Raw genomic sequence first — 17,891 nt, 5'->3', positions numbered from 1 at the left:
GCCAAGCCCTTTTTCAGCAGCCTGCTAAGTGCGGACAAGGAGTCGATCGTTCCAATCCGTCCATAGTTAGCCTGGCCGAGCAACGACGCGACATCTGCATCGAAATATAGCAATCCGGCTACGGGTATAGGCAGCATTCTGGCGTATCGTTTATTTCGTTCACGAGATGTGCGTAGTACATTCCGCGCTTCTTTCAATTCTCCGGCAATTACCAGATTTTCAGCGTGGGTCATCGTCGCTGCGATGTCCTCCTCTGGCGGGCAATTGTCCGCAATGCAATTTTCCAGCGCTTCGCGTGTCGCCCGGATGCGAGGCGCGGTCACTAAAATCGTATCATCAACACCCTGTACCTGAACCCGATTGACGATCGGGGCATCGACCACCCCGGCGCTCCAAGATGTGAGAAGCAACGAGGCAATAATCGACATGCCAAATCTCCTGTCGGCTCCCGGGACGGTCTATAAGGAGCGAGACGCGCTGGGTACTAAGGCTATGTTGCGGGCATGGCGACCGTCAAGGCTGCAGACTATCTGACTGAGCCCGGTTGCGCGCATACAGGCTACCGGAAAGAGCATATGACTGAACATTCGTTCAGCGTATCGCAACCTTTGGCATCTTCATCCATTTTCGCCTTTCGACAATTAAACCGTCAGGCGATTCCATGCGTAAGGCCGTACCTGTAATTTTGGCGCTCATCCCGCTGTTCGCGGTCGTGGGTGCCTGTGTCGCGGTGCCGTAAGTTTCTGCACCGAATTTGATATAAAAAAAGGGCCGCCCGGCATAACCGGACGGCCCTTTTTCATATCCGCACGTCGCGAGGCTTAGGCCGGTTCGGCTTCGTCCCCGGTCGCAGGTGCTTCGGCAGGTGCCGCGTCGTCGCTGCGCGCGATTTCGCCTGGCTCTGCGTTGGCGTCGTAATCCTCGGTGAAGCCGGCGGTGTCGGTTTCGAACATCGCCGCCATCACGTCGACGCCCTTGGCCTGCATTTCAGCTTCCTCAGGCGAACGGGCAACGTTCACCTTCACATTGACCGAAACTTCAGGGTGCAGCGCAACCTTCACTTCGTGCATGCCAAGCGTCTTGATCGGCTTGCCGAGCACCACCTGGCCCTTGTGGACCTTGTGGCCGTCGGCGACCAGCGCCTCGACCAGATCGCGAACCGCGACCGAGCCATAGAGCGCGCCGGCATTCGATGCCTGACGGATCAGCGTCACCGAAGCGCCCTCGAGCGACTTCGATTCGGCAGTCGCTTCCTCGCGGCGCGAAGCGTTTTCGGCTTCGATGCGCTCGCGATTGGCCTCGAAGACCTTGCGGTTGGCGGCGTTGGCGCGCAGCGCCTTCTTGTTCGGCAGCAGGAAGTTGCGGGCGAACCCGTCCTTCACGGTGACGACATCGCCGATGGCGCCGAGCTTTTCGACGCGCTCGAGCAGGATGATTTGCATGGGACCGGCCCTCCTTACTTAACGATGTAGGGCAGCAGGCCCAGATGACGGGCGCGCTTGATGGCCTGGGCCAGTTCGCGCTGCTTCTTGGCGCTCACCGAAGTGATGCGCGACGGCACGATCTTGCCACGCTCCGAAACGAAACCCTGAAGCAGCCGGACGTCCTTATAGTCGATCCGCGGCGCGTCCTTCGCGCTGAAGGGGCAGCTCTTGCGGCGGCGGAAAAACGGGCGGGCCATTAGTTGTTCTCCCCTTCTTCACGGTCGCGGCGCGGGCCACGGTCGGGACGGTCACCACCGTCGCGGTCACGACGACGCTCGCGGTCGCGCTCGCCCTTGCGCATCATCACGGTCGGGCCGGCTTCATGCTCGTCGACGCGGACGGTCATGTAGCGGATCACGTCTTCGTTGATCGCGGTCTGGCGCTCGAGTTCGGCGACGACGCCTGCGGGTGCGTCGATTTCGAGCAGCACATAATGTGCCTTGCGGTTCTTGGCGATGCGGTACGCCAGGCCGCGCAGGCCCCACGTTTCGGTCTTCACCACGGTGCCGTCATTGTCGGTGATAATCTTGGTGGCGTTTTCCGCCAGTGCATCCACCTGCGCTTGTGCCAGATCCTGGCGCGCAAGGAACACATGCTCATACAGAGCCATGCCTTGTCCTTCATCTTGGCCGATCGCTGACCGAGCGCCAATCGCGCGGCCCCTCCGGCTGTCGTCTCACAACTATCGCATGCAAATGCGAAGCGGGGCGGAAAGGACGATGCCTTCCACCCCGGATGCCAGTGCCATATCAATTTGTGGCCGAAAGGCAAGGAGGAAACCCCTGCCTGTCGCCGGGATGTGCCGGACGGAGCCCAAAAGCGTCACAGAATGTCGCAAGTCGGCGGGGACTTGAAAGCTTTCGGTGTTCGGGCGTACCCCGCCGGTCCTGAAAGCAGGAGATTACGATGCGCGCGTTCATTTTTCCGGGGCAGGGCAGCCAGGCAGTCGGCATGGGGCTGGCATTGTCACAGGCGAGCAGTGCGGCGCGCGAGCTGTTCCAAGAGGTCGACGATGCGCTGGGGCAGCATCTGTACCGGCTGATGACGCAAGGGCCTGAGGGAGACCTGCTGCTGACCGAGAACGCACAGCCTGCGATCATGGCGAATGCCATGGCGGTGCTTCGCGTGCTCGAGCGCGAATGCGGCGTGCGGTTGGCGGACAAGGCGGGGTATGTCGCGGGACACAGCCTTGGCGAATATACCGCTTTGTGCGCGGCGGGCGCGATTGATGTCGCGACCACGGCCCGGCTGTTGAAGCTTCGCGGGCAGGCGATGCAGGCGGCGGTGCCGGTGGGTGAGGGGGCGATGGCGGCGCTGCTGGGGGCCGATCGTGATAAGGCGCAGGCGATTGCCGATGCCGCCGCACAAGGCGAGGTCTGCACCGTCGCCAACGACAATGATCCGGGGCAGGTGGTGATTTCGGGCGCGCGCGCCGCGATCGAGCGTGCCGTGGCGCTGGCCAAGGAAATGGGGGCCAAGCGCGCGGTGCTGTTGCCGGTCTCGGCGCCGTTTCACTGCCCGTTGATGCAGCCCGCTGCCGAGGCGATGGAAGCCGCGCTCGCCGACGTCGCGCTGCAGGCACCGCTGGTGCCGGTGTTCGCCAACGTCACCGCAGCGCCGGTCGCCGACCCGCAGGTGATCCGGGCGCTGCTGGTCGAGCAGGTCACAGGCATGGTGCGGTGGCGCGAATCGGTGCTGGCGATGTGGGATGCGGGGGTGACCGACTATGTCGAACTCGGCGGCAAGGTGCTCGGCCCGATGGTGAAGCGCACCGCGTCTGACGCTACGACCGCTAGCGTGATTACGATGGATGACATCGAGGCGCTGGCGAAAGCGCTGTAATTTAGAAGGTGACGGTTCGCGCAGAGGCGCGGAGGACGCGGAGGGTTGGATGCGCGATGTTGATACGATTACCGGCGACGTCATTGATCTATCGATCCGCATCCATCGCGACCTGGGGCCAGGATTGCTCGAAAGCGTCTACGAAACGGTATTGGCAGCAAAATTGTCGGTGATTGGTTACCAGGTCGTCCGCCAACATCCGATCGACATCGAATTTGAAGGGTTTTGCTTTGCCGCCGCGTTTCGGATCGACATCCTGGTCGAAAACACGCTGATCGTTGAAATCAAGTCGGTCGAACAGTTTGCAAAGGTACATGCAAAGCAGGTGCTTACCTATTTGAGGCTGACCAAGCAGCCCGTCGGGCTGCTGATAAATTTTGGTGGCGAAACGTTGAAGCAGGGGGTTCGCCGACTAGTCAATAACTACACCCCCTCTGCGTCCTCTGCGCCTCTGCGCGAAAAACAATAGGAACTGAAATGTTCGATTTGACAGGTATGACCGCGCTGGTGACCGGCGCATCGGGGGGGATCGGTTCGGCGATCGCGCAGGCGCTTGCGGCGCAGGGCGCGCGGCTGGCGGTTTCGGGATCGAATGCCGAAAAGCTCGAAGCATTTCGCGCGCAGCTTGGCGGCGAACATGTCGCGGTGCCGTGCAACTTGTCCGACGGGGCTGCGGTCGATGCTCTGGTGCCGCAAGCCGTCGAAGCGCTGGGTGGGCGGCTGGATATTCTGGTCAACAATGCCGGGGTTACCCGCGACAATCTGGCGATGCGGATGAAGGATGACGAATGGAGTGACGTCATCCGCGTCAATCTGGAGGCGGCATTTCGCCTCTGCCGGGCAGCGGCTAGGCCGATGATGAAGGCGCGGTTCGGGCGGATCGTGTCGATCACGTCGGTGGTCGGTACGACGGGTAATCCGGGCCAGGCCAATTATGCCGCATCGAAAGCCGGCCTTGTCGGCATGTCGAAGGCGCTGGCGCAGGAGCTGGCCAGCCGCAACATCACCGTCAATTGCGTCGCGCCCGGCTTCATCCGCTCGGCAATGACCGACGCATTGCCCGAGGCGCAGAAAACCGCGCTGCTGGGCCGGATTCCAGCCGGCGACCTGGGCAATGGCGGCGATGTCGCAGCGGCGGTAGTCTATCTTGCCAGCCGCGAGGCGGGCTATGTCACCGGGCAGACGCTGCACGTCAATGGCGGCATGGCGATGGTGTAAGCGCTGGCCGAGGCTTGCCAGCCCTCGCACCGCGTTCTAGGTGCGTTCAGGAATCATGAATATCCGCAACTGAGGGATCACACTACCATGAGCGACACCGCCGATCGCGTGAAGAAGATTGTCGTCGAAAACCTGGGCGTCGAGGCCGAGAAGGTCACCGAGGAATCCAGCTTCATCGACGACCTGGGCGCAGACAGCCTCGACATCGTCGAGCTGGTGATGGCGTTTGAAGAAGAATTCGGCGTCGAGATCCCTGACGATGCCGCCGAAAAGATCACCACCGTGCGCGATGCGATCACCTATATCGATGAGCACAAGGGCTGATCGCAGCTGATGTCGACCGGCTCCGCCTGCGGGGTCGATGAATTGCAACGGCTCTCCGCCAACGGGCTAGTATCCCGGGTGGAGAGCCGTTTTGCTTTGATGAACTGAACGGAGAGATGCGATGCGTCGCGTAGTCGTAACTGGCCTGGGGCTGGTCACCCCGCTGGGGGCCGAGGTGGAAACCGTCTGGAAAAACCTGCTCGCGGGCAAGTCGGGTGCTGCGACGATCACGCGCTTCGACGCCAGCGAATATCAGTGCCGGATCGCTTGCGAGGTAAAGCCAGCCGATCATGCCTATGGCTTTGATCCGGGCAAGCGGGTCGATCACAAGGTGCAGCGCCAGGTCGATCCCTTCATCATCTTCGGCATCGACGCCGCGGGTCAGGCGATCGAGGACGCCGGCCTTACCGACATGACCGAGGCCGAGCGGTATCGCGCGGGTTGCTCGATCGGTGCCGGTATCGGCGGCCTGCCGGGTATCGAGAGCGAATCGCTGGTGCTCGCCGCCAAGGGGCCGCGCCGCGTCAGCCCCCATTTCGTGCATGGGCGGCTGATCAACCTGATTTCGGGCCAGGTCAGCATCAAATACGGCTTGATGGGGCCGAACCACGCGGTCGTCACCGCGTGCTCGACCGGCGCACATTCGATCGGCGACGCCGCGCGGATGATCGCGATGGACGATGCCGATGTGATGCTGGCGGGCGGCGCCGAAGGGGCCATTTGCCCGTTGGGGATCGCAGGCTTTGCCCAGGCGCGGGCGCTGTCGACCAATTTCAATGACACGCCCGAGCGGGCGAGCCGCCCTTATGACGTCGATCGCGACGGTTTCGTGATGGGCGAGGGCGCTGGCGTTCTCGTGCTCGAGGAATATGAGCGCGCAAAGGCACGCGGTGCCAAAATGTATGCCGAAGTGATCGGCTATGGTCTGTCGGGCGATGCCTATCACGTAACCGCGCCGCATCCCGAAGGTTCGGGGGCGTTCCGGTCGATGGAAATGGCGATGCGGAAGTCGGGGCTGAGCCTGAGCGACATTGATTATGTCAACGCGCATGGCACTTCGACCCCGCTTGGGGACGAGCTTGAGCTTGGCGCGGTGCGGCGGCTGTTCGGGTCGTCGATCGACACGATGTCGATGAGCTCGACCAAATCGGCGATCGGCCATTTGCTGGGCGGCGCGGGCGCGGTCGAATCGATCTTCTGCATCCTGGCGATGCGTGATCAGATCGTGCCGCCGACGCTGAACCTGGATAACCCAAGCGAAGCATGCCGCGGCGTCGATCTGGTGCCGCATGTCGCCAAGGAGCGCCGGGTAAAGGCAGTGCTGAACAATTCGTTCGGCTTTGGCGGGACCAATGCCAGCCTGGTGATGGTGCCGGTGGCTTGACCGATTCCCGCCGTTCGCACTGAGCTTGTAAAAATGCCGTCCTTCCTATCAGCGTCGAAAAGAAGAACAGTGCTTCGACAAGCGCAGCACGAACGGTTGAGGGGAGGTACCCGCACATGAAACGCCTCGGCTGCTTCGGCCTGTTTACGGGCCTCGCGCTCATCGCGGCATTGTTTTTCGTGATGCAGAGCTGGGGCGGGGCGGGTTCGCTCGAGCGGAACGTCAACGTCGTAGTGCCCGAAGGCGCGACCTTGACCCGCGCCGCTGAGGCAATGGAGCAGGCCGGGGTGATCCCGTCAGCCCGCCGGTTCACCCTGTATGCGCGGTTCCTGGGGTCGAGCGATCCGATCCGTGCGGGTGAATATCCGGTGCCGGCGGGTATCAGCCAGTCGGACGTGCTCAAGCTGATGCAGGGCGGGCGCACCGTGCAGCGGTTCGTGGCGGTGCCTGAAGGCTGGCCGTCGGTGCTGGTGCATGACGCGCTGATGAAAGCGCCTCAGCTCGACGGCGATGTCGAAATGCCCGCCGAAGGATCGGTGTTGCCCGACAGCTATAGCTACCAGCGCGGCGAAACGCGCGAGGCGGTGCTGGCGCGGATGCAGACCGCGATGGCCGACTATCTCGCTGCCGCCTGGGCAAAGCGCAAAGCCGACATTGCGGTATCGACGCCCGAAGAAGCGCTGATCCTCGCCTCGATCGTCGAAAAGGAAACCGGCAAGGAGGAGGAACGTCGGACGGTTGCGGCGGTCTATTCCAACCGGCTGCGGATCGGGATGCGGCTACAGGCCGATCCGACGATCATCTATCCGCTGACCAAGGGCAGGCCGCTTGGCCGGCGGATCCTGCGGTCCGAAGTTCGGGCGGTGAATGACTACAACACCTATGCGATGGCGGGGCTGCCCAAGGGGCCGATCGCCAATCCGGGGCGCGCCAGCATCGACGCGGTGCTCGATCCTGCCGAAACCAGCGCGTTGTATTTCGTCGCCGACGGCACCGGCGGCCATGTCTTTGCCGACACGCTGGAGCAGCACAACGCCAATGTCGCGAAATGGTATGCGCTGCGCCGCGCGCGCGGCGAGATGTAGGCGATCCCCCCTCCCATGCGGGAGGGGGAAGCGAGCATTAGCGGAGGTTGGCCGCCGCCTTTGCCTTTGCCTCGACATCGGCCATCGCCGCACCTGCTGGCGTTACCCAGCTACCGCCGACGCACAGCACCTTCTCGAACGCCAGCCAGTCGCGCGCCGACGTTTCGGTGATGCCGCCGGTGGGGCAGAACAACGCTTCGTGAAACGGTGCCGCCAGCGCCTTGAGCGCCTTCAATCCGCCCGAGGTTTCGGCGGGGAAGAATTTGAAATGGCGAAGGCCCAGGTCATAGCCACGCATGATGTCGCCCGCGGTGGCGATTCCGGGAAGGAAGGGCACGCGGCTGTCGACGATCACGCGCCCAAGTGTCTCGGTGAGGCCCGGCGACACGATGAACTCGGCACCGGCATCCATCACTTCGTCGAACTGGCCGGTCGATACCACGGTCCCCGCGCCAACGATTGCGCCCGGCACCTGCTTCATCTCGCGGATCGCGTCGAGCGCGGCGGCGGTGCGCAGCGTCACTTCGAGGACACGAAGGCCGCCCGCCACCAGCGCCTGCGCCAATGGACGCGCGGTTGCGGCATCCTCGATCACCAGCACCGGGATGACCGGGCTGGTACGCATGATGGTTTCGATCGTGACGTCGTTCATTGGGTGTGCTCCTGGGCGAAGGCGGCAGCCGCGCCATACAGGCCGGGCTGCGGATGGGTGATGAGTTTGACCGGGATCGACGCCATCAGCGATTGGAACCGCCCCTTGGCAACGAAGCGCTGGCCAAAGCCCGATGAAATCAGTCGGTCCTTCAGCCGCAGCCCGAGACCGCCTGCGATCACGACGCCCTTGGGGCCGTGCGCCAGCGCCAGGTCGCCTGCGACCGCGCCGAGGCTGAGGCAGAAGCGGTCGAGCGCGGCGCTGGCCAGGCTGTCGGTGCCGCTGAACGCCAGATCCCAGATCGCGCGATCGTCGAGCTGGTGGACCGGACGCCCCTCGATCCCGGCAAGCGTTTCATAGATCGCGACGATGCCTGGCCCGGCGACGATCCGCTCGGCCGAGACGCGGGTGAAGGTGCGGCGCAGGCGCTTGAGGATCGCATCCTCGATCCCGTCGAGCGGGCTGAAATCCATATGGCCGCCTTCGGTTTCGATCACGTGATAGCGATCGGCAGCGCGAAACACTTGCGCGACGCCAAGACCGGTGCCCGGACCACATATGGTGATCGAACCCTTGGCCGGCAGCGGCGCGTCGGGCCCGCACAGATGGACAAAAGCGTCATCGTGCATCTGCGCGACGGCATGGCCCACCGCGCCGAAATCATTGATGAGCGTGTAGGTATCTACCCCGAGCCGCTCCTGGATCAGCGGCGGGCGGATGATCCAGGGGTTGTTGGTCATCCGGATCATCTCGTCATTGATCGGCGACGCGATCGCGATGCCGGCGGCGCGCGGCAGCGGTCGGCCCAGTGCTTCGCCAAAGGCCTGCCAGGCGAGCTGCAGGCTCGAATGATCCTTGGTCTTTTGCGTGATCGGGTCGCTCATCGACACGACGCGGCCATTTTCGACCTCGGCGATGGCGAAGCGCGCATGCGTGCCGCCAATGTCTACCGCGATGATTTCCATATCGTCTTACTCCCTCTCCCCTCCGGGGAGAGGGCAGGGGAGAGGGGCAGGATCGCCGCCGTCTCGCACTGCCCCTCTCCCCGACCCTCTCCCCAGAGGGGAGAGGGAGGCTTGGTTACAGCCCCGCCGCCGCCAGCATCGCCGACGCGCCCTTTTCGGCTTCGTCAGCACCGAAGTTCATCATGTTGAACAGCTCACGCCCGGTGCCGTCGGCGCGTGGTGGTGCCTCGACCAGCTCGCGCGCTTCCCATTCGGCGGCGTCGACCAGCGCGGCGAGCGTGCCGGCTTCGGCATCGAGGCGGATGATGTCGCCGTCGCGCACCTTGCCCAGCGGCCCGCCACCCAGCGCTTCGGGCGAGAGATGGATCGCTGCGGGCACCTTGCCCGACGCCCCCGACATCCGCCCATCGGTGACCAACGCCACGCGGAAGCCGCGGTTCTGAAGGACGCCGAGCGGCGGGGTGAGTTTGTGCAGTTCGGGCATGCCGTTGGCGCGCGGCCCCTGGAAGCGCACGACCACGACAACGTCGCGATCGAGTTCGCCCGCCTGGAACGCCGCCTGCACATCGGCCTGGGTGGCAAACACGCGCGCCGGCGCCTCGATGATCCAGCGATCGGGATCGACCGCCGAAACCTTGATGCACGCACGCCCCAGATTGCCCTGCAGGATGCGGAAGCCGCCTTCGACCGAGAAGGGCGCGTCGATGGTGCGGACGATGGTGTCGTCGCCGCTGGTGGCGGGCAGATCCTGCCACACCAGCTTTTCATCCTCGATCACCGGCTTGCGGCCATATTCGGTGAAGCCGCCATCGGCGATCGTCAGGATGTCGCCATGCAACAACCCACCGCGCAGCAATTCGCGGATGACGAAGGGCGGGCCGCCGGCATCCTCGAAGCCGTTCACATCGGCCGACCCGTTGGGATAGACATGGGTCAGCAGCGGCACCGCCTTGCTCAGCCGGTCGAAATCCTCCCAGTCGATGATGATGCCTGCCGCGCGGGCGATGGCGGGCAGGTGGATCAGATGGTTGGTCGATCCGCCTGTGGCGAGCAGCACGACCGCCGCATTGACGATCGCGCGTTCATCGACGCATTCGCCGAGCGGGCGGTAGTCAGCGCCGTTCCAGCCGATCTGCGGCAGGCGCTGGACGGCGGCGCGCGTCAGTTCCTGGCGCAATTTGGTCTGTGGATTGGCGAAGGCGGCACCGGGAACGTGCAGCCCCATCGCCTCCATCATCATCTGATTCGAATTGGCGGTGCCGTAAAAGGTGCAGGTGCCCTTGCCGTGATAGGCCGAGATTTCAGCGTCGAGCAGCGCCTCGCGATCGACCTTGCCTTCGGCGTAGGCCTCGCGCACCGCCGCCTTGTCCTTGTTCGCCATGCCCGATCGCATCGGGCCGCCGGGGATCATCACCATCGGGAGATGGCCGAATCGAAGCGCGCCGATCAACAGACCAGGGACGATCTTGTCGCAAATACCAAGCAGCGCCGCGCCCTCGAAGGTGCGGTGCGACAATGCGACCGCCGTCGCCATAGCGATCGCGTCGCGGCTGAACAGCGACAATTCCATGCCCTGATAGCCCTGCGTCACCCCGTCGCACATCGCCGGCACGCCGCCCGCGACCTGCGCGGTCGCCCCGGCCGCGATCGCCCAAATCTTCATTTGTTCTGGATAGCGATAATAGGTCGCGTGCGCCGACAGCATGTCGTTGTACGCGGTGACGATGCCTATGTTCATCGCCTTGCCGTCGCGCATCCGGTCGCGCTGCTCGTCGGTGCCGGCATAGGCGTGCGCCAGATTGGCGCAGCCAAGCTTGGGCCGGTCGAAGCCCGAATCGCGCTCGCGCTGCATCAGTGCGAGATAGGCGGAGCGACCGGGCTTCGATCGCTCGATGATCCGGTCGGTGACGGCGGCCAGGGCAGGGGCCAGAGCAGGGTTTGCGGACATCAGGCGCTCCAGTGAATGTCGACGGGAAGCTCGGTATCGGCCAGCACGCGGCCGATGGGGTAGGGCGAGCCGGCGCCCTCGGCGATTGCGGCTTCGAGCACGCCGCGCTTGGCCTGGCCGGTGATCGCGATCAGCAGCGCGCGCGCGGTGACGATGGCCGATCGCGACAGCGTGACCCGCGCCACCGGCGCTTCGGGGGGAAGCGGATCGGGCATCACGCCAAGCGCGCGGCGCTCCTTGGGACCGGACAATGCCTCGTCAAGATCGGGGCCGGGGAAGATCGACGCGGTATGGCCGTCGCCGCCCACGCCGAGCAGGCACAAATCGAGCGGCCAATGCACGTCCTGCAACCGCGCATCGGCGGCGCGTCCGGCGGCGCGATAGTCGGTCGCGGCTTCGCTGGTGATCGGGAACACGCGCGCGCCCTTGGGCACGAATACCTTGCCGATCGCGGTGATGTTGCTCAGCGGATCGCCCATCGGCACCAGCCGGTCGTCGGTGGGGACGATCATCACCTTCTTCCAATCGAGCTTGGCCTGGCTGAGCTTCTCATAGATCGGCAGCGGGGTCTTGCCGCCGGGTAGCGCGATTACCGCGCCGCCGCGTGCATCGAGTGCGCTTTCGATGATGAACTGCACGTCGCCAGCGACCGCTTCGGCCATTTCGGCGGCGTCGTCATATTCCCACCATTCGATCTCGGTCATGCTTGTTCCTTTATCTTCTTCCCCTCTCCCGCGTGCGGGAGAGGCTGGGTGAGGGTCTTCTTCTTCGCGTTCTTCAGCAAAAGAAGGCCCTCACCGACTACGACTAGGCCGCGCAAGGGCGCGACCAAGTCTTCGTTGCCTCTTCCGCGCGCGGAAGAGGGTGCAAAACCTACTCGTTCCAGGTCACGCCGTCGCGTTCGGTCAGCGCGACGCTGGCCGATGGACCCCAGCTTCCCGAGGCATAGCTTTTCGGCTTCACGTCGCTCGACGCCCAGCCTTCGCGGATGCCGTCGATCCACTGCCACTGCGCCTCTACCTCGTCGCGCCGCACGAACAAGGTAGGGTCGCCCTCGATCAGGTCGAGCAGCAGCCGTTCATAGGCGATTCGGCGACGGGTGCCGGCAAATTCGGTGTCGAGGCTGAGGTTCAGCGGCACTTCGCGCAGCCGCACGCCTTCGCGATCGAGGCCCGGCTGCTTGGCCATCACCAGCAGCCGGACATATTCCTCTGGCTGAAGGCGGATCACCAGCGTGTTGGGCTGCAGATCGCCGCCGCGCTCGGCGAAGATCGAATGCGGCACCGGCTTGAACTGGATGCTGATTTCGCTTCGCCGCTCGGGCATGCGCTTGCCGGTACGGAGGTAAAAGGGAACCCCCTGCCAGCGCCAGTTATCGACATGCGCCTTGATCGCGACAAAGGTTTCGGTGTTCGACTTCTTGTCCAACTCCTCGTCATAGCCGCGCACGATTTCGCCCTTCACCGCGCCGCCGCCATATTGGCCGGTGACGGTGAGCTGGTTGACATCGGCCCCGGTGATCGGACGCAGCGAGCGCAGCACCTTCACCTTTTCATCGCGAACCGCGGTGCCATCGACCCGCGCGGGCGGCTCCATCGCCACCAGCGCCAATAGCTGGAGCATATGGTTCTGCACCATGTCACGCAGCGCGCCGACTTCGTCATAATAGCCGGCGCGCCCCTCCAGCCCGACGGTTTCGGAGATGGTGATCTGGACATGATCGATGCCGCGCGCATTCCAGACCGGCTCGAACAGCGAATTGCCAAAGCGCAGCGCCAGGATGTTCTGGACGGTTTCCTTGCCCAGATAATGGTCGATGCGGAAGGTCCGCTCTTCGGGGAAGCCGGCGGCGACGATGTCATTGATCTCGCGGCTCGACGCCAAATCGTTGCCGAGCGGCTTTTCCAGGCCGATGCGGACATTGTCGCCGGCAAGACCTGCCGACTCCAGCCCCTTGATCGTCGGGCCGAACAGCCACGGCGCGGTCGATAGGAAGATCGCCAGGCCGCCCGAAATGTCGCCCAGTTTTTTTGCCAGTTCGTCAAATCCCTCGATCGTCGAGGCGTCGAGCGGCTGATAGTGCAATCGCTGGATAAAGCGGTCGATCGTCTGCGCGTCCTTGCGATCCTCCGCCAGATGCGCGTCGAGCGATTTGCGCGCGAACCCGCGAAACCAGTCATCGTCCTGATCCGAGCGCGCGGTGCCGGTGATCGTCAGGCCATCGGGCAACAGCCCATCGGCATGCAGGCCATAGAGCGACGGGATCAGCATGCGCTGCGACAGATCGCCGGTGGCCCCGAATAATAGCAATTTGCCGACCGGTTCGCGCATACCGTAACGTCTCCTTGGGTTGTCAGCCGCCGGACTAGCGGCTGAGGCGAGGCGCGCAACCCATCGAGGGGCGGGCGGCGCGATATTTCCGGGGCGATATAGCGATACGCTTGCCCGGAGTCGTCGCCATTGTCCTTACAGCCGCAACCCGGCGGTCGGATCGATGCCTGCCATGATGTTCAGATTCTGGACCGCAGCACCCGCCGCACCTTTGCCCAGATTGTCCAGCGTCGCGATCAGCCGCGCTTGCCCAAGCTCGGCATTGCCGAACACGCGCAGCGTCATGCGATCGGTGCCGGCATCCTCTTCGATCCGCACCAATTTGGTCTCGCCGGTTGCGGCAACGCGCACCACGGGTGAGTCGCGATACGCATCCCGCAACGCGGTTTCGATCGCCGCCAGCGATGGCTTGCGGGGCAGGGCGTGCAGCGGCAACGGCACCTCGACCAGCATCCCGCGATGCGTCTTGGCGACGGCGGGCTGAAAGATCGGGGCATGGGCCATGCGGGCATGGCGCTGCATCTCGCCCAGATGCTTGTGCGACAGATCGAGGCCATAGGCACGATGCGCGGTGGTTTCGGCACCGCTTTCGAAATCGGCGATCATCGCCTTGCCGCCACCAGAATAGCCCGACACGGCATTGACGCTGAGCGGCCAATCATGCGGGATCAGCCCGGTGCGGACCAGCGGGCGAACCAGCGCCAGAAAGCCGGTGGGGTAACAGCCCGGATTGCTGACCCGAGCCCCTTCGGCGATCGCAACCCCCTGTGCCGGCTCAAGCTCGGCAAAGCCATAGGTCCAGCCATCGGCAACGCGATGGGCGCTCGACGCATCGATCACGCGGGTGCGATCGTTGACGATCATCGCCACCGCTTCGCGCGCGGCATCGTCGGGCAGGCACAGAATGACGAAATCGGCTTCGTTGAGCGCGTCGGCGCGCGCGGCGGTATCTTTCCGCGCATCACCATCGAGCGTGACGACGTTGAACTCAGGCCGACCGCTCAGCCGCTCGCGAATCTCCAGACCGGTCGTGCCCACCGCACCGTCGATAAATACCGAATGGCTCATGCGATCCTCCGCCGGGCCAGGATCGGCCCATAGTCGCCCGCCAGCAAGGCTGAGGACGATATTTCACACACGCGATCGACGACATGCAGCGCCTTGTCGGGCGAAACAAGCATGGCAACATGATCGGTAAAGAACCAGATTTCGCCAGCGCTTGAGGTGGCATCTTGCGCCACGGCATCGCCCAGATCGGCGGCCTGCAGATCGCCAAAGCGCGGCGCTGCCTGCCCGCACAAATCATAGGCCAGGAACACCAGCCCGTGCGGATCGACACCTGCGCCCGAACGGCCACCGGCACGCGCCGGCACCCCCTTCAGCCCCGCTGCCGCCGCGACGATGTCGCTCGACCCATGATCGATCGCCGCCAGATCGGTTGCTGCGATATAGCCATAGTCGGTCAGCAAAAACCGGTCACGCTCGCCCAGCGCGGCGATCCGCGCGCCAGCCGGGAGCGTCGCCAATATCGCGGCATTGATATTGGGTGCCTCGTGCAACCGCGCGGCGACCGACAGCACGCGATGCGTTGGCGCAGCGAACTCCATCAGGCCATGGGCATCGACATAGCCGACCACGCTGTCGGTGGTGCCGATTCCCCAGGCGACGCCTTCGGATAGTTCGAGCGTTTCAAATGTTTCGCCGGGCAGCAATTCCGACAGCACCAGCGAATTGCGATCGGGCAATTGGCGGATCGGCAGGATCGACGCAGCCGTCTGCCGCATCGCCGCAGCATAATGCGGCGCGAATACCGATGCTGCCAGCCGAACGTCGGTCAAGTCGGCGCGGACGGCACTGATACGCCGATCGATCGCGGTCGATCGGCCGATAAGCGCATGGCGGCTACGCGGCTGCGCGCCGATCGGTTGATCCGTTGCTGCTGTCGCCAGCGAGGAAATGCCCGAACTCTGCAAGAAACTCCGTCCCTTCCGGTGTCTGCGTGACGAAGATATTGCGCTTGTCGCTGTCGTCGCGTTGGCGGCGCAGATAGCCGAGCGCACCCAACCTGTTCAAGGCGCGCGTGACTACTGGCTTGGAGACGTTCAACGCACGCGCCAATCCGCGCACGGTATGCGGCCCGCGTTCGAGGTACACCAGCAGCAGCAATGCCATCTGCCGGTTGGTGAGATCGGGCTCGCCCGAGCGAACATAGTCGACCAGGGTCTGCTTCCAGGAAGAGAGCGAGGCTTCGCTAATGGCATTCACAGGACAAACTCATATGGTTACAGTCGCGCAAGGATCGGGACTCTCTGCACGTTTAACGCCCATCAGCCGCTGTGGTTTCGCGCAGGGTGAATGAAATGTTACACAGGCGGTAAGTAGCGCGGGAGCGTGTGGGTTTAGGCATCCTGTCGTGCAGGGTGTTGATCACACGCTCGCACCCGCCTATGTGCCGCGCTTTCCTGAGGTTGAAAAAATCACACCATGCTGTTCACGTTTCTGCTCATCGTTCATGCCATCATCGCGGCGCTGCTGGTCACGGTCATCCTGATGCAGCGTTCGGAGGGCGGTGGCCTGACGTCGGGCGGTAGCTCGAACGGCCTGATGTCGGCGCGCGGCGCAGCGGATTTCCTGACGCGATCGACCTCGGTGCTGGCAGGCGCGTTCATCACGATGAGTATCGTGCTGGCGGTGATCGCGGCCAATCGCGGATCGGATGCGATCGACACCACGCTGGCGCGGCCGGCCACTGCTGCGCCGGCATCGGGAAGCTTGCCTGCGGCCGATCCGCTGGGTGCGGCAGCCGGCGAAGTCGTGACCAACCAGGCCGCGCCGGTCGACAATGGCGCGGTGCCATTGGCGCAATAACGCGCCAACCAGGCTGCGGCGGACCAGTCCGCCAATATCTTTATTCCATCGGCGCCGGATTCGTGCGCTTGTTGTTCAGCGCGTTTCGGCGGTAGGCCCTTTCTCCCATGGCACGGTATATTTTCATCACCGGGGGCGTGGTTTCGTCGCTCGGCAAGGGCCTCATGGCGGCCAGTCTCGCGGCGCTGTTACAGGCACGCGGTTATCGGGTGCGAATCCGCAAATTCGATCCTTATCTCAATGTCGATCCGGGCACGATGAGCCCGTATCAACATGGCGAGGTGTACGTCACCGACGACGGGGCCGAGACCGATCTCGACCTTGGCCATTATGAGCGATTCACCGGGGTTTCGGCACGCCAATCCGACAACGTCACTTCAGGCCGCATCTATCAGACGATCATCGCGCGCGAGCGGCGCGGCGATTATCTGGGGGCGACGGTGCAGGTGATCCCGCACGTCACCGACGCGATCAAGGCGTTCGCGCAGGCCGAGACCGAAGACCTGGATTTCGTGCTGTGCGAGATTGGCGGCACCGTGGGCGACATCGAATCGCTGCCGTTCATCGAGGCGATCCGCCAGCTCCGCAACGATCTGGGGCGCGGCAATTCGATCAGCATCCATGTGACGCTGGTGCCCTATATCGCCGCAGCCGGCGAGCTGAAGACCAAGCCGACCCAGCATTCGGTGCGCGAACTGGCGGCACTCGGGGTGCAGCCCGATGTGCTGGTCTGCCGATGCGAGCACCCCTTGCCGATGAGCGATCGCCACAAGATCGCGCTGTTCTGCAACGTGCCGACCGAAGCAGTGATCCCGGCGCTCGACGCCAAGAGCATCTATGCCGTACCGCTGCAATATCATGCCGAAGGGCTGGACAACGAAGTGTTGCGCGCGTTCGGCATCGAGCCGGGTGAAGCGCCCAACCTCGATCGCTGGACCGAAATCGTCGATCGCCTGACCAACCCCGAGGGCGAAGTGACCGTCGGCGTGGTCGGCAAATATGTCGGGCTGCAAGACGCCTATAAGTCGCTCAACGAAGCGCTGATTCACGGCGGTATCGCCAACCGGGTTCGGGTTAACATCCGCTGGATCGACGCCGAGCTGTTCGAGGGCAATGATGACGAGGTCGCGGCGGCGCTGGAGCCTTGCGACGCGATCCTGGTGCCTGGCGCGTTCGGCGAGCGCGGGGCCGAGGGCAAGATCGCCAGCGTCCGCTTTGCGCGTGAGCGCGAGATTCCCTATTTCGGCATTTGCTTCGGCATGCAGATGGCGTGCGTCGAAACCGCGCGCGACTTGGCCGACATTGCCGGCGCATCCTCGACCGAGTTCGGCGCGACCAACGAGCCGATCGTCGGCCTGATCACCGAATGGATGAGCGAGAAGGGCCTGGAGAAACGCGAGGCCAATGGGGACCTGGGCGGCACGATGCGGCTTGGTGCCTATGAAGCGCGACTGGCCGGGAACAGTGTGGTCGCCTCGATCTATGGCAGCGACACGATTTCGGAGCGTCATCGCCATCGCTATGAGGTGAACACCCATTATCGCGAGGCGCTGGAGAAGTCGGGGCTGGTATTTTCGGGCATGTCACCCGACGGGACTCTGCCGGAAATCGTCGAGCGGCCCGATCATCCGTGGTTCGTCGGCGTTCAATTCCACCCTGAATTGAAGTCGCGGCCATTCGAACCGCATCCGCTGTTCGCAAGCTTCATCGCCGCGGCGGTGCGCCAGAGCCGGCTCGTCTGATCGATCGCTGATGCGATAACGCAAAAGGCACCCGGACCGATGATCCGA

19 protein-coding genes and 1 pseudogene are annotated in these 17,891 nt (G+C 63.9%); 8 read left to right on the top strand and 12 right to left on the bottom strand.

The window, feature by feature from the left end; all coding sequences use genetic code 11:
• From QU44_RS18280 to rpsF, 4 genes and pseudogenes are all read right to left on the bottom strand, one after another.
• A pseudogene (locus QU44_RS18280) lies at nucleotides 1-428 on the bottom strand (hypothetical protein); the annotation flags it as partial.
• Between the two features lie 393 nt (nucleotides 429-821).
• The gene (gene rplI, locus QU44_RS12275) at nucleotides 822-1,442 is read right to left on the bottom strand and encodes a 50S ribosomal protein L9 (RefSeq protein WP_033922551.1); all 621 of its coding nucleotides are present in this window, start codon (nucleotides 1,440-1,442) and stop codon (nucleotides 822-824) included.
• A 14-nt stretch (nucleotides 1,443-1,456) separates the two neighbouring features.
• Nucleotides 1,457-1,681: a 30S ribosomal protein S18 gene (rpsR, locus tag QU44_RS12270; RefSeq protein WP_010543816.1), complete on the bottom strand. Its 225-nt coding sequence runs from the start codon at nucleotides 1,679-1,681 to the stop codon at nucleotides 1,457-1,459.
• Nucleotides 1,681-2,094, bottom strand: a complete 414-nt coding sequence (gene rpsF / locus QU44_RS12265) for a 30S ribosomal protein S6 (protein ID WP_033922548.1) — start codon at nucleotides 2,092-2,094, stop codon at nucleotides 1,681-1,683. The genes rpsR and rpsF overlap by 1 nt, the downstream gene beginning before the upstream one ends.
• Before the next feature lie 296 nt (nucleotides 2,095-2,390).
• Here rpsF and fabD point away from each other — a divergent pair, with 296 nt between their 5' ends.
• The 6 genes from fabD to mltG all read left to right on the top strand — a co-directional run bounded on the left by fabD (nucleotide 2,391) and on the right by mltG (nucleotide 7,337).
• Nucleotides 2,391-3,326 (top strand): ACP S-malonyltransferase, encoded by a 936-nt coding sequence (fabD, locus tag QU44_RS12260; RefSeq protein WP_033922546.1) that lies wholly within the window; start codon nucleotides 2,391-2,393, stop codon nucleotides 3,324-3,326.
• Nucleotides 3,327-3,375: 49 nt separating this feature from the next.
• Complete coding sequence (locus tag QU44_RS12255; RefSeq protein WP_033922544.1) at nucleotides 3,376-3,795, top strand: GxxExxY protein; 420 nt, start codon at nucleotides 3,376-3,378, stop codon at nucleotides 3,793-3,795.
• Between the two features lie 8 nt (nucleotides 3,796-3,803).
• Nucleotides 3,804-4,544: a 3-oxoacyl-[acyl-carrier-protein] reductase gene (fabG, locus tag QU44_RS12250; RefSeq protein WP_033922543.1), complete on the top strand. Its 741-nt coding sequence runs from the start codon at nucleotides 3,804-3,806 to the stop codon at nucleotides 4,542-4,544.
• An 87-nt stretch (nucleotides 4,545-4,631) separates the two neighbouring features.
• Nucleotides 4,632-4,868, top strand: a complete 237-nt coding sequence (locus tag QU44_RS12245) for an acyl carrier protein (RefSeq protein ID WP_033922541.1) — start codon at nucleotides 4,632-4,634, stop codon at nucleotides 4,866-4,868.
• A gap of 121 nt (nucleotides 4,869-4,989) precedes the next feature.
• Nucleotides 4,990-6,252 carry a beta-ketoacyl-ACP synthase II gene (gene fabF, locus QU44_RS12240; RefSeq protein ID WP_033922540.1) on the top strand — a complete coding sequence of 421 codons (1,263 nt, stop codon included), beginning with the start codon at nucleotides 4,990-4,992 and terminating at the stop codon, nucleotides 6,250-6,252.
• A 116-nt stretch (nucleotides 6,253-6,368) separates the two neighbouring features.
• The gene (gene mltG, locus QU44_RS12235) at nucleotides 6,369-7,337 is read left to right on the top strand and encodes an endolytic transglycosylase MltG (protein WP_033922538.1); all 969 of its coding nucleotides are present in this window, start codon (nucleotides 6,369-6,371) and stop codon (nucleotides 7,335-7,337) included.
• 37 nt (nucleotides 7,338-7,374) lie between these two features.
• On the opposite strand, the gene eda is transcribed toward mltG, so the two are convergent.
• The 8 genes from eda to QU44_RS12195 form a co-directional block, all read right to left on the bottom strand.
• Nucleotides 7,375-7,989 (bottom strand): bifunctional 4-hydroxy-2-oxoglutarate aldolase/2-dehydro-3-deoxy-phosphogluconate aldolase, encoded by a 615-nt coding sequence (eda, locus tag QU44_RS12230; RefSeq protein WP_033922537.1) that lies wholly within the window; start codon nucleotides 7,987-7,989, stop codon nucleotides 7,375-7,377.
• Nucleotides 7,986-8,954 carry a glucokinase gene (gene glk, locus QU44_RS12225; RefSeq protein WP_033922536.1) on the bottom strand — a complete coding sequence of 323 codons (969 nt, stop codon included), beginning with the start codon at nucleotides 8,952-8,954 and terminating at the stop codon, nucleotides 7,986-7,988. The genes eda and glk overlap by 4 nt, the downstream gene beginning before the upstream one ends.
• Before the next feature lie 115 nt (nucleotides 8,955-9,069).
• Nucleotides 9,070-10,902 (bottom strand): phosphogluconate dehydratase, encoded by a 1,833-nt coding sequence (gene edd / locus QU44_RS12220; protein ID WP_033922535.1) that lies wholly within the window; start codon nucleotides 10,900-10,902, stop codon nucleotides 9,070-9,072.
• On the bottom strand, nucleotides 10,902-11,606 hold the full coding sequence (pgl, locus tag QU44_RS12215; RefSeq protein ID WP_033922534.1) for a 6-phosphogluconolactonase: 705 nt from the start codon (nucleotides 11,604-11,606) through the stop codon (nucleotides 10,902-10,904). The genes edd and pgl overlap by 1 nt, the downstream gene beginning before the upstream one ends.
• Before the next feature lie 169 nt (nucleotides 11,607-11,775).
• Nucleotides 11,776-13,233, bottom strand: a complete 1,458-nt coding sequence (gene zwf, locus QU44_RS12210; protein WP_033922533.1) for a glucose-6-phosphate dehydrogenase — start codon at nucleotides 13,231-13,233, stop codon at nucleotides 11,776-11,778.
• 135 nt (nucleotides 13,234-13,368) lie between these two features.
• A complete protein-coding gene (gene argC, locus QU44_RS12205; RefSeq protein WP_033922532.1) occupies nucleotides 13,369-14,301 on the bottom strand; it encodes an N-acetyl-gamma-glutamyl-phosphate reductase in 933 nt (310 codons plus the stop codon).
• Nucleotides 14,298-15,206 carry a C40 family peptidase gene (locus tag QU44_RS12200; RefSeq protein ID WP_156141142.1) on the bottom strand — a complete coding sequence of 303 codons (909 nt, stop codon included), beginning with the start codon at nucleotides 15,204-15,206 and terminating at the stop codon, nucleotides 14,298-14,300. Before QU44_RS12200 ends, argC begins: the two co-directional genes overlap by 4 nt.
• Complete coding sequence (locus QU44_RS12195; RefSeq protein WP_197054308.1) at nucleotides 15,136-15,489, bottom strand: MarR family transcriptional regulator; 354 nt, start codon at nucleotides 15,487-15,489, stop codon at nucleotides 15,136-15,138. The genes QU44_RS12200 and QU44_RS12195 overlap by 71 nt, the downstream gene beginning before the upstream one ends.
• Before the next feature lie 231 nt (nucleotides 15,490-15,720).
• Between QU44_RS12195 and secG the strand changes: the two genes are divergently transcribed.
• Together secG and QU44_RS12185 are read left to right on the top strand one after the other, a co-directional pair.
• A complete protein-coding gene (gene secG, locus QU44_RS12190; RefSeq protein ID WP_033922558.1) occupies nucleotides 15,721-16,101 on the top strand; it encodes a preprotein translocase subunit SecG in 381 nt (126 codons plus the stop codon).
• 107 nt (nucleotides 16,102-16,208) lie between these two features.
• A complete protein-coding gene (locus QU44_RS12185) occupies nucleotides 16,209-17,843 on the top strand; it encodes a CTP synthase (protein WP_033922531.1) in 1,635 nt (544 codons plus the stop codon).
• The last annotated feature ends 48 nt before the right edge of the window (nucleotides 17,844-17,891 follow it).

Origin of the sequence: Sphingomonas sp. 37zxx (assembly GCF_000786205.1) — a bacterium.
Lineage (GTDB): Bacteria > Pseudomonadota > Alphaproteobacteria > Sphingomonadales > Sphingomonadaceae > Sphingomonas.
The sequence above is the reverse complement of the archived record's forward strand: the minus strand, read 5'-3'. Positions and strand labels throughout refer to the sequence as shown.

What these genes read in the sequence shown, in the direction of transcription:
- QU44_RS12255 (WP_033922544.1), top strand. Translation starts at nt 3,376, where the DNA reads ATGCGCGATGTTGATACGATTACCGGCGACGTCATTGATCTATCGATC.
- pgl (WP_033922534.1), bottom strand. Translation starts at nt 11,606, where the DNA reads ATGACCGAGATCGAATGGTGGGAATATGACGACGCCGCCGAAATGGCC.
- mltG (WP_033922538.1), top strand. Translation starts at nt 6,369, where the DNA reads ATGAAACGCCTCGGCTGCTTCGGCCTGTTTACGGGCCTCGCGCTCATC.
- fabF (WP_033922540.1), top strand. Translation starts at nt 4,990, where the DNA reads ATGCGTCGCGTAGTCGTAACTGGCCTGGGGCTGGTCACCCCGCTGGGG.
- rpsF (WP_033922548.1), bottom strand. Translation starts at nt 2,094, where the DNA reads ATGGCTCTGTATGAGCATGTGTTCCTTGCGCGCCAGGATCTGGCACAA.
- eda (WP_033922537.1), bottom strand. Translation starts at nt 7,989, where the DNA reads ATGAACGACGTCACGATCGAAACCATCATGCGTACCAGCCCGGTCATC.
- rpsR (WP_010543816.1), bottom strand. Translation starts at nt 1,681, where the DNA reads ATGGCCCGCCCGTTTTTCCGCCGCCGCAAGAGCTGCCCCTTCAGCGCG.
- fabD (WP_033922546.1), top strand. Translation starts at nt 2,391, where the DNA reads ATGCGCGCGTTCATTTTTCCGGGGCAGGGCAGCCAGGCAGTCGGCATG.
- edd (WP_033922535.1), bottom strand. Translation starts at nt 10,902, where the DNA reads ATGTCCGCAAACCCTGCTCTGGCCCCTGCCCTGGCCGCCGTCACCGAC.
- rplI (WP_033922551.1), bottom strand. Translation starts at nt 1,442, where the DNA reads ATGCAAATCATCCTGCTCGAGCGCGTCGAAAAGCTCGGCGCCATCGGC.
- glk (WP_033922536.1), bottom strand. Translation starts at nt 8,954, where the DNA reads ATGGAAATCATCGCGGTAGACATTGGCGGCACGCATGCGCGCTTCGCC.
- fabG (WP_033922543.1), top strand. Translation starts at nt 3,804, where the DNA reads ATGTTCGATTTGACAGGTATGACCGCGCTGGTGACCGGCGCATCGGGG.
- QU44_RS12185 (WP_033922531.1), top strand. Translation starts at nt 16,209, where the DNA reads ATGGCACGGTATATTTTCATCACCGGGGGCGTGGTTTCGTCGCTCGGC.
- argC (WP_033922532.1), bottom strand. Translation starts at nt 14,301, where the DNA reads ATGAGCCATTCGGTATTTATCGACGGTGCGGTGGGCACGACCGGTCTG.
- zwf (WP_033922533.1), bottom strand. Translation starts at nt 13,233, where the DNA reads ATGCGCGAACCGGTCGGCAAATTGCTATTATTCGGGGCCACCGGCGAT.
- QU44_RS12245 (WP_033922541.1), top strand. Translation starts at nt 4,632, where the DNA reads ATGAGCGACACCGCCGATCGCGTGAAGAAGATTGTCGTCGAAAACCTG.